Genomic DNA, 8,275 nt, shown 5'->3' with positions numbered 1-8,275 from the left:
CCTTATCTGTTTGTTCCCATGGCAATTCTACATCTGTACGGCCGAAGTGCCCGTAAGCTGCTGTTTGTCCGTAAATAGGACGGAGTAAGTCAAGCATTTGAATAATTCCTGCTGGGCGAAGATCAAATACTTTACGAATTGCTGCTAAAAGTTCATCATCTGAGACTTTACCTGTGCCAAAAGTATCAACATTGATTGACGTTGGTGTCGCAACACCAATAGCGTATGAAAGTTGAATTTGCGCTTTTTCTGCAAGTCCAGCTGCCACAATATTTTTGGCTACATAACGTGCTGCGTAAGAAGCTGAACGGTCAACTTTTGTTGCATCCTTACCAGAGAAAGCTCCACCACCGTGGGGAGCATACCCACCATAAGTATCAACAATAATTTTACGTCCAGTCAAGCCTGAATCCCCTTGAGGACCACCAATAACAAAACGTCCTGTTGGATTGATGAAGTATTTAGTTTCATCATCTAAAAGTTCAGCTGGAATAACAGCCTTGATGACTTTATTAATCACATCATCGTGAATTTCTTCGTTTGTTGCTGACGCAGCATGTTGAGTAGAAATAACGACTGTGTCAATGCGTTTTGCTTTGCCATTATCATCATATTCTACAGTTACTTGTGATTTTGCATCAGGACGCAAGTATGAAATTTCACCTGATTTACGTAAATCAGCTAATTTTTTAACTAATTTATGTGAAAGTGAGATGGCGAGTGGCATATATTCGGCAGTTTCGTTAGTCGCAAAACCGAACATCATTCCTTGGTCACCAGCACCAATCAAATCAAGCGGGTCAACTAATTGGCCATTTTTATCGCGAACTTCTTCGGCTTCATTTACCCCTTGTGCAATATCGCTTGATTGCTCAACAAGTGAGACGTGAACGCCCACTGATTTATAATCAAATCCATTTTCGCTATCTGTATAGCCAATTTTTTTGATTGTTTCACGAACGACATGAGCAATATCAACGTAAGCTGATGTTGAGATTTCACCAAAGACATTGACCGTCCCTGTATATACGACCGTTTCACAAGCAACGTGTGCATGTGGGTCTTGTGCGAGAATGGCATCAAGAATGGCATCTGAGATTTGGTCTGCAACCTTATCTGGATGGCCTTCTGATACTGATTCTGATGTAAATAAATGTTTTTCTGACATTAAAAATGTCCCCCAATCTAAATTTTGGTTACAAGGCGTCTTTAAACTTATCTAATATTTGCTGACGAAAAACCTTCATAGGATAGCCGTTGGCGCTTCAGCGCTTACGGAGATGCTAGTATTTTCATCAGTAATTTTTAAAATAAATCAAATCCTTTCGGGACTCGTAACTCTCTTATTTTACCTCTTTTTTGGAAAAAATGCACTCTTTCCTTTACATGATTCTAAAATAAATCTACTGATAAATTTTAAATAAGTTGTCCTTATGATAATTCAAACCCGAAATGCTGAATGGTCTTGTTTTTCAACTTATCAATTGTCAAACTTAATGTTTTTTAAACATGTATTCGCGGGTCATTGGCAAACCTTGACCTGAAGCACCTTTAGTCAAAAGATATTGAACAACATCAATATTTCCAGCTTCAAAACTTGCAGCGCAGGCTTGAAGATAAAGTGTCCACATTCTTGCAAATGGTCTACCCATTTCTTTTTCTACTTCATCAAAAACTTCGAGATAATTTTCATTCCAAATTTCAAGCGTTTTTTGATAATGACGACGAAGAGGTTCAAGATCATCCATTTGCAAACCAGCAGTCATAATATGTTCAACATTTTCAGCGATATTTGGAATATAACCTCCAGGGAAAATGTATTTTTCAATAAATGGATCCACACCAGCACCGCGATGTTGTCCAGTAATACCATGAATCAATGCACGACCGTTTGGTTTGAGATAATCAGAAACTTTTTGGAAATACATTTCCAAATTTTCTTTCCCAACATGTTCAAACATTCCGACAGATGTAATGTAATCAAAAGGTTCTTCTTTGAGGTCACGATAATCAACCAAATAAACTTTCACTTTATCAGAAAGTCCCAAATCATCCGCTTTTTTGCGAACATAATAATATTGTTCTTCTGAGAGTGTCACTCCGACTGCTGAAAGGCCATATTCTTGAACAGCCTTAAACATCAAAGTTCCCCAGCCACAACCAATATCAAGCAAACGTCCCCCAGGTTTACTATTGAGTTTGTCCAAAATATGATGAACTTTAGCAATTTGTGCTTCTTCCAAAGTCATATCTTCATGTTCAAAATAAGCACATGAATAAGTCATCGTTGGGTCAAGCCATTTGTTATAAAAGTCATTCCCAATATCATAATGACTATGAATATCTTCACGAGATTGTTTTTGAGAATGATTTCCCAAAAGTTTTATCATTGATTTCCCAAAACCAGATTGGTCTGTTAAAAAGCTACCAGCCTTACGATATGCTGATGTAACAAGCTCTTGAATGCTCCCCTCAATTTCAATTTCTTCATTCATGTAAGCTTCAGCCAATACTAAGGTTGGCATTGAGCTCAATTCACTAAATGAGAATTTTTTATTAAAAGTAATGTGAACTTGCGTTTCTCCTTCACCATACTTTTCTGTTTTTCCATCCCAATAAGTTACTGCAATGGGGATATCGAAAGCAACTGCAAGTGCTTTGTTCAAAACTGTTTTTTCAAATACCAAGTTATTCTTCCCTTTCCTAACATTGTTCTAATAAAACTATACTCCGTAGATTATTGAAAGTCAAATACTTACTATCGTTAGATTTTTCTGAAAATTTTCATTGTCAGTAAATTGCTAAAGATTTTGCCCATAACCGAGGTCAGTCTCCTAGATTCTAGAAAATAGATAACTTTGAACTTGCGCAAGTGCAGAAACGTAATTTCCTAATTTTCCCTCTCGCTTGCAGTCGACTTCACATGGTATAATAAAAAAATGAACGACAAACTTGAAAAATCTATTATTTTACAAAAAAATCCTTGGCTGACTGATGTAAAAATTGTCGCTGAATCTGAATCAACTCAAAAAGATGCTAAATTAGACGGACAAGAAAATTGTCTTTATTTAACTGAAAGACAAAATAAAACTTATGGTCGTTTTGGCCGTCAGTATTTTGCTGCGCCGTCTGGCGGAATTTATATGAGTTTGTCACTCAAGCCTAAAGTTGAACTAGAAAAACTTCCAGAGTTCACTCTGCTGACAGGAGCTGCCATTGTGTCAGCAATCGAAAAATTAACTGACAAAAAGCCTCAAATTAAATGGGTTAACGATATTTATCTAGACGATAAAAAATTTGTTGGTATTCTTGCCGAAACATCACTTAATCCAACTCAAGAAGCACAAGTTATCATTGGTGTCGGAATTAATTTTTCTATTTCCCAATTTCCAACTGAAATCGAAGAAAGAGCCACTTCTTTATTTTATAATGAACAAGCAAGCATCAGTCGTTCGGAATTAATTGCCGAAATCTGGTCTGAATTTCATCGTTTATCAGAGGGTTCATTTTTCCAAATTTATAAATCTCACTCATTTATTCTCGGCAAACAAGTTGAATTTGTTCAATCTGGACAAACTTTTTCCGGAAGAGCCACAGATTTAACCCCTAAAGGTGAGCTTATCGTAAATTTAGATAATGGTCAGCAAAAAATACTTTCCAGTGGCGAAATCTCACTAAAAAAATGGACTTAATCAGTCCATTTTTTCAGTTATTATTATTATATTATATAGGAAGCCAGTTTTAGGTCATGGTGGACCAGAATTATTTTACTGACAGAACTTTCTGTCAGTAACTTTTTTAGAAATCTGACCAGTCATCTTCTTTTTCTTTTTCAACTGGTTGTGCTTCCTTAGTCTTACGACTTTTTGGTTCATCCCATGGATTTCCCCATTGGTTTGAATCTTGTTGATTTTGACGTCCTTTATCTTCATAACGACGTGCCCAATTATTCATTTTATCTGAATAACGTTCTGACCAACGATCCATTTTTTCATCAAAATGTTGCGCTTTACGATTCCATTTTTCTTGATAATCATCTTCTGAATCATCATAGTAATTTCGTGGTCTAGCACTTGGAATAATCCAACTTGCTACGAAATACAATGGAATCAATCCGCCCCAGCTTCCAAAAGCCAGAACAACAAATAGGATACGTAGAATCGTCACAACATCACGACCCAGACCAAAATATTCTGCAATCCCTGCAATGACACCACTGACTCTACGATTTGTCACTGATTTTGTTAATTGTCTTTGAGACATAATTTATCCTTTCTTCATAATCGTTGAATTAACCTTGTGACGGTGTCATCAATAGACTCGCAATCACATAAACAATGAGTAATGTTCCCCAACTTCCGAAAGTACCAAGCACAATCAGAACCCGAATTACATTAATTACTGTACGGCTCAAGCCAAAGTATTCACCAAGTCCCCCGACGGTTCCTGCGATGACTCGATTGCTACTTGATCTTTTCAGAGTTTTCTTAGCCATTTCTCACCTTTCTTTTCAAATTTACTGACAGAACTCTTATAAAATTTCTGTCAGTAAAATTTTATTCAGTTTCTTCTTTGTCAGTAGTTTCAGTATCTTTAAGCCAAATCGTTCCTGATTTTGTTTCAAATTCAAAGGTTAATGACTCAGCACCTTGACGGACAATCGCTGCTCCATTACGGCCAGCTTCAAAAGGACTATCAAGATTTAAACGTGTCTTATATCCGCCAAAGATTGTGCGAACATGACCAACCAAGCCCAAACTTTCTGGTACAGAAACTTTGATATCGCCATTCACATTTTTAAGATTTAATTTGTGAGCCGTTCCTGTTTTTTCGGTCAGCAAAATATTTCCGTTTACGAGTGAGACATCACCAGATTCAAAAGCAGTTGTAATTCTGATATTACCATTAACTCCAGTTAATTCTAAATCTGAATTCGTGCCATCAATTACTTTGATTTCACCATTCTTATTGTTAATCTTCAACTCATCGCTGTTTACTTCAAGCACTTCAGCATTTCCGTTCATAAGATTAATATTCATTTTTTGACTGGAAATTTTTTCAACTTTAAGTTCTGCATGAGGTGTATTAATCTCAATATTTTCATATTCTTTTACTGGTAAGTAAAGTTCAATATCCGCAGAAATTCGACCATTTGCTTCAATTTCAAGCACATCATCTTCAACTTCAAGTTTAGTTTTTTCAGCAATGTAAGCTTCTACATTACCATCTTCAACTGCCCCGTAAATTTTATATTCTACTTTTACATGGGCATTTTCACCCGGTAAAATATTTACTTTACCACTCTTAAGATTAAGATTAACATTTTTGAAATCTTCGTTGATATCTTTTTCTACAGTGTGAGAAATTGATTTAACCTTAGGAAATCCTTTTGAAAAATCAATATTATCATCAACAGATTTTGCAACCCCTTGGAAAATTTCTTTACCTCTAGCAAACAAACTTTCTGCAACATTTTTCATTGCATCAGGAAAATCTACATCGTGATTAACATATCCTTCTTTATCTGTATATGTGAATTCTTTGTTCTCAGTTTTATCATCAGAAGCTTCTCCATTCACTGAACCATTTTTTTCAAGTAATTCTAAAGCTTCATCTTCCGTGATAATTCCACGACGCATCAAATCCATAATTCTATCTTTTTTATTAGCCATTTTTTTAGATCCTTTCTCTGCTCATTCAAGCATTCAATATCTTAAAAACTTTTTTTATTGAGATTATCTTTATCTCGTACACTTATTATCTCAAACTTTTACCAAATAAAAATCAGCCTTTGGGCTGATTTTTAACATCTTCTTTTTTTAACTAAATAAAAGATTCAATACTCCTATTTTACTGACAGAACCACTAATTAATTTTGTCAGTAATTATTTAGGTTGAATATAAGTTGCCAAAGCAGCTACACCAGCAGAAATATGGCGTTCGCTGACAATATTATTACCTTTAACATTCATCTCTGAAACGAGAATAGAGTTATCTGAATAAACCTTTTCAACAAAAGCTACGTGACCATATTCTGAACTTGAACCAGCTACTCCTGGTGGGAAGCTAACAGCATAACCCTCAGTTGGAACAGTTGTTGTGAAATAACCTTGAGCTTGGGCATTAATTCCCCATTCTCCACCATTTCCCATATGTGTTCCAACGAGCCCACCTAATTGAATGATACGGTTATAAACATACTGTGTACAATTACCAAAAGCATAACTCTCAGCACCTGGATATTCTACCCCATTATATTCTGGATAAGCTGAATTATCTAATTTTGATGCCACCAATGGACTTTCAGGAATTTTACTATCTACAACTTGTGTTATACTATCAACATTATCATAAGCATCTAATTTATATTCTTGAATAATTTCAATTAATTTTTGTGCATATGCTGGGTCAGTAGCAAAAATTCCTTGCAATGCTTGAGCCGCCTCTTGGTAAGTCTTAGCATGTGACTTCCATGCGCCAGCATAAATTTGTGAGTTCCAAGTTGTCCCTTTAATCATTAAATTAATATAATCATCCAAGGCTTGGTCATAGTTACTATAAACTCTAAAACTTTGTTCAATATAATAAGGATTATTTCCCGAAAATTCTTCCGTCTTAAATGAAATTGATTTTCCTAAATAAGCACCTGTAATATTGAAAATATTAAAATACTGCTGACTCATATTACTTTGACCAGAACCAGATTCTAAAATCGCCTGTGCCAAGATAATTGATGCATACAAATTATTCTTACCAGCTAAAATTCTCACGCGGTCTGCAATACTTTTAATAAAGGCTTCTGTACTAGAAGTATCAATTTTATCAATTGACTTAGCTGCTTCAATTGTTTTCAAAACAGGGCCAGCGTAAATAGAAGGAGCTGAATCTGCTGAAGAATTAGGAATTTGTGCTGCAGTTGATGTTTGATAGTAGGCATTATCCTGTGAATAATTAGAGGGTGCAACTGTAGAAGTTGATGCTGAAGGAGCTGTGGTAGAAACTGAAGTTGATGGTGCTTGAGTTGTTGTAGAGGAATTACTAGTTGAATTATTATTTGTTGATGAACTTGGATTACTTGGTTTTGATGCCGAACCTGAAGTACTTGGTTTTGATGATGAACTTGAATTACCTGTACTTGACGATGAACTTGAACCATTTGAATTTGATGATGAACTTGAACTACCCGTACTTGATGATGAACTTGAGCTACCTGTGCTTGATGATGCATCTGAACTACTTCCAACAGTTACTCCATCAGCATGGCCAGCCACGCCAAAAGTCGTCATTCCTAAAATCAGCGCTGTTCCCGCAATAAATTTTTCCTTTTTTAAGCGCTTAGTTTTATCATTATTAGTCAATTTTAGTTAATCCTCCATGGTATGTATTATAATTTCAACATCATTTCTTTCAAGACATCTACTTTTACACAATTGTAACATTTAAAAACAAGCAAGTCAAATTAATCACTTTTATTTATTGAACACATTTCCATTTTTATTTGAAAAAATTATTATACGATATAGCTAGTAGCAAAATCATATAAAAAATGTCCTTCATAAGTGACAAAGCCATATTTAATCATATTTTATAATAAGTTGTTTATGACTTAGTTGAATTAACCCGTGCTCTCTCTAAAACAAATGACTACTATCGTCCCTAAAAAATATTCTGTTCTCTTTATCTTATATTTCTAAGTAAAATTACTAAAAAATAATATATTTATTACAAACTTAATAATGTAGAAAAATCAAATTCAGTCAAAAAAACCTTATATATCGTCCGCTCATATTTCACAACTCTTCTTATCTTCATCTAGGTAATATTTTAAAAAGGTAGCATTCGCATAAAATAGATTCTTATATTTTTTTTTAGTCCCTCTCAAATGTCTTTTAAAGGAGAAATTTCAAATATCCTAAGAACAATTAATGAAGGAATTACTAGAGTACACTCTTTTGCTGTATAATAGTTCAAATCAATAAAGCTTATACCAGATTATTCGTAAATTAGACAAAATTTTTTTGTAAGACAAGCATTCTTCTGGCGCAATCAGGAATTCAATGTGCCAATTTGTTAAAATCAAATTTTCTTTCATCATTCTGTAAGCAATGATAGATTTCCAACAACCAGATAAAGTTTTTTACTAGCTCATAATGGATAAAATCGAAATACTTGTTGAACATATATACTAAGATAGAACCTTATGCTATATCAAAGCAAATTGAAAAATAAAAAAACGTCCATCATAAATGACAAACGTTTATTTAATCATGTTTTA

7 protein-coding genes are annotated in these 8,275 nt (G+C 34.5%); 1 reads left to right on the top strand and 6 read right to left on the bottom strand.

The window, feature by feature from the left end; translation table 11 throughout:
* Together metK and IAE51_RS11415 are read right to left on the bottom strand one after the other, a co-directional pair.
* The coding region (gene metK, locus IAE51_RS11420) for a methionine adenosyltransferase (protein WP_058221729.1) at positions 1-1,168 on the bottom strand (1,168 nt) is incomplete at its 3' end.
* Between the two features lie 325 nt (positions 1,169-1,493).
* A complete protein-coding gene (locus tag IAE51_RS11415; RefSeq protein ID WP_021723052.1) occupies positions 1,494-2,687 on the bottom strand; it encodes a cyclopropane-fatty-acyl-phospholipid synthase family protein in 1,194 nt (397 codons plus the stop codon).
* Positions 2,688-2,939: 252 nt separating this feature from the next.
* On the opposite strand from IAE51_RS11415, the gene IAE51_RS11410 reads away from it, so the two are divergent.
* Complete coding sequence (locus IAE51_RS11410) at positions 2,940-3,692, top strand: biotin--[acetyl-CoA-carboxylase] ligase (protein WP_021723053.1); 753 nt, start codon at positions 2,940-2,942, stop codon at positions 3,690-3,692.
* A 106-nt stretch (positions 3,693-3,798) separates the two neighbouring features.
* Here the strand turns inward: IAE51_RS11410 and IAE51_RS11405 are convergent, their stop codons facing one another.
* The 4 genes from IAE51_RS11405 to IAE51_RS11390 all read right to left on the bottom strand — a co-directional run bounded on the left by IAE51_RS11405 (position 3,799) and on the right by IAE51_RS11390 (position 7,358).
* Complete coding sequence (locus IAE51_RS11405) at positions 3,799-4,263, bottom strand: PspC domain-containing protein (protein WP_003131461.1); 465 nt, start codon at positions 4,261-4,263, stop codon at positions 3,799-3,801.
* Positions 4,264-4,291: 28 nt separating this feature from the next.
* A complete protein-coding gene (locus tag IAE51_RS11400; protein WP_003131460.1) occupies positions 4,292-4,495 on the bottom strand; it encodes a PspC domain-containing protein in 204 nt (67 codons plus the stop codon).
* Positions 4,496-4,556: 61 nt separating this feature from the next.
* Positions 4,557-5,672 (bottom strand): DUF4097 domain-containing protein, encoded by a 1,116-nt coding sequence (locus IAE51_RS11395; protein ID WP_003131459.1) that lies wholly within the window; start codon positions 5,670-5,672, stop codon positions 4,557-4,559.
* 213 nt (positions 5,673-5,885) lie between these two features.
* Entirely contained in the window at positions 5,886-7,358 is a 1,473-nt protein-coding gene (locus IAE51_RS11390) for an amidase domain-containing protein (protein WP_200095547.1), read from the bottom strand.
* Positions 7,359-8,275: the final 917 nt, after the last annotated feature.

It is taken from the genome of Lactococcus sp. S64, assembly GCF_016516525.1.
Classification (GTDB): Bacteria; Bacillota; Bacilli; order Lactobacillales; family Streptococcaceae; genus Lactococcus; species Lactococcus lactis.
The sequence above is the reverse complement of the archived record's forward strand: the minus strand, read 5'-3'. Positions and strand labels throughout refer to the sequence as shown.